At 53.0% G+C, this 2,500-nt stretch carries 2 rRNA genes (1 of these 2 cut by a window edge); both read right to left on the bottom strand.

Going from position 1 to position 2,500, the window contains the following annotated elements:
* Positions 1 to 785, bottom strand: a 23S ribosomal RNA gene (locus tag BSI_RS00030) (its annotated part extends 2,139 nt beyond the left edge of the window); the annotation flags it as partial.
* Positions 786 to 954: 169 nt separating this feature from the next.
* Positions 955 to 2,500, bottom strand: a 16S ribosomal RNA gene (locus tag BSI_RS00035).

Genomic DNA, 2,500 nt, shown 5'->3' with positions numbered 1-2,500 from the left:
GGGTTCGGGCCTCCATTCAGTGTTACCTGAACTTCACCCTGGACATGGGTAGATCACCTGGTTTCGGGTCTACGACCACGTACTCATGCGCCCTATTCAGACTCGCTTTCGCTGCGGCTCCGCATCTTCTGCTTAACCTTGCACGGGATCGTAACTCGCCGGTTCATTCTACAAAAGGCACGCCATCACCCGTTAACGGGCTCTGACTACTTGTAGGCACACGGTTTCAGGATCTCTTTCACTCCCCTTCCGGGGTGCTTTTCACCTTTCCCTCACGGTACTGGTTCACTATCGGTCACTAGGGAGTATTTAGCCTTGGGAGATGGTCCTCCCGGATTCCGACGGAATTTCACGTGTTCCGCCGTACTCAGGATCCACTCAGGAGAGAACGAAGTTTTGACTACAGGGCTGTTACCTCCTATGGCGGGCCTTTCCAGACCTCTTCATCTACCTCGTTCTTTTGTAACTCCGTACAGAGTGTCCTACAACCCCAAGAGGCAAGCCTCTTGGTTTGGGCTAATCCCGTTTCGCTCGCCGCTACTCAGGGAATCGCATTTGCTTTCTCTTCCTCCGGGTACTTAGATGTTTCAGTTCCCCGGGTCTGCCTTCTCATATCCTATGAATTCAGATATGGATACCACTCCATTACGAGTGGTGGGTTTCCCCATTCGGAAATCTCCGGATCAAAGCTTGCTTACAGCTCCCCGAAGCATATCGGTGTTCGTCCCGTCCTTCATCGGCTCCTAGTGCCAAGGCATCCACCGTGCGCCCTTTCTAACTTAACCGTTAAAAAGAATCACTACGTGATATCTTGTCTTACTAATTGAATGTGATGTCTACTGTTATCTAGTTTTCAAAGAACACGTTTCGAAGGAATGATCCTTCAAAACTAAACAAGACAGGGAACGTTCTGTTTATAAGACCCAAGGTCTTATATTCCGTAAATATCCTTAGAAAGGAGGTGATCCAGCCGCACCTTCCGATACGGCTACCTTGTTACGACTTCACCCCAATCATCTGTCCCACCTTCGGCGGCTGGCTCCTAAAAGGTTACCTCACCGACTTCGGGTGTTACAAACTCTCGTGGTGTGACGGGCGGTGTGTACAAGGCCCGGGAACGTATTCACCGCGGCATGCTGATCCGCGATTACTAGCGATTCCAGCTTCACGCAGTCGAGTTGCAGACTGCGATCCGAACTGAGAACAGATTTGTGGGATTGGCTTAACCTCGCGGTTTCGCTGCCCTTTGTTCTGTCCATTGTAGCACGTGTGTAGCCCAGGTCATAAGGGGCATGATGATTTGACGTCATCCCCACCTTCCTCCGGTTTGTCACCGGCAGTCACCTTAGAGTGCCCAACTGAATGCTGGCAACTAAGATCAAGGGTTGCGCTCGTTGCGGGACTTAACCCAACATCTCACGACACGAGCTGACGACAACCATGCACCACCTGTCACTCTGCCCCCGAAGGGGACGTCCTATCTCTAGGATTGTCAGAGGATGTCAAGACCTGGTAAGGTTCTTCGCGTTGCTTCGAATTAAACCACATGCTCCACCGCTTGTGCGGGCCCCCGTCAATTCCTTTGAGTTTCAGTCTTGCGACCGTACTCCCCAGGCGGAGTGCTTAATGCGTTAGCTGCAGCACTAAGGGGCGGAAACCCCCTAACACTTAGCACTCATCGTTTACGGCGTGGACTACCAGGGTATCTAATCCTGTTCGCTCCCCACGCTTTCGCTCCTCAGCGTCAGTTACAGACCAGAGAGTCGCCTTCGCCACTGGTGTTCCTCCACATCTCTACGCATTTCACCGCTACACGTGGAATTCCACTCTCCTCTTCTGCACTCAAGTTCCCCAGTTTCCAATGACCCTCCCCGGTTGAGCCGGGGGCTTTCACATCAGACTTAAGAAACCGCCTGCGAGCCCTTTACGCCCAATAATTCCGGACAACGCTTGCCACCTACGTATTACCGCGGCTGCTGGCACGTAGTTAGCCGTGGCTTTCTGGTTAGGTACCGTCAAGGTACCGCCCTATTCGAACGGTACTTGTTCTTCCCTAACAACAGAGCTTTACGATCCGAAAACCTTCATCACTCACGCGGCGTTGCTCCGTCAGACTTTCGTCCATTGCGGAAGATTCCCTACTGCTGCCTCCCGTAGGAGTCTGGGCCGTGTCTCAGTCCCAGTGTGGCCGATCACCCTCTCAGGTCGGCTACGCATCGTTGCCTTGGTGAGCCGTTACCTCACCAACTAGCTAATGCGCCGCGGGTCCATCTGTAAGTGGTAGCCGAAGCCACCTTTTATGTTTGAACCATGCGGTTCAAACAAGCATCCGGTATTAGCCCCGGTTTCCCGGAGTTATCCCAGTCTTACAGGCAGGTTACCCACGTGTTACTCACCCGTCCGCCGCTAACATCAGGGAGCAAGCTCCCATCTGTCCGCTCGACTTGCATGTATTAGGCACGCCGCCAGCGTTCGTCCTGAGCCAGGATCAAACTCTCCG

Origin of the sequence: Bacillus inaquosorum KCTC 13429 (assembly GCF_000332645.1) — a bacterium.
In the GTDB taxonomy this organism is placed as follows: Bacteria; Bacillota; Bacilli; order Bacillales; family Bacillaceae; genus Bacillus; species Bacillus inaquosorum.
This window is presented reverse-complemented; position numbering and strand designations above follow the sequence as displayed.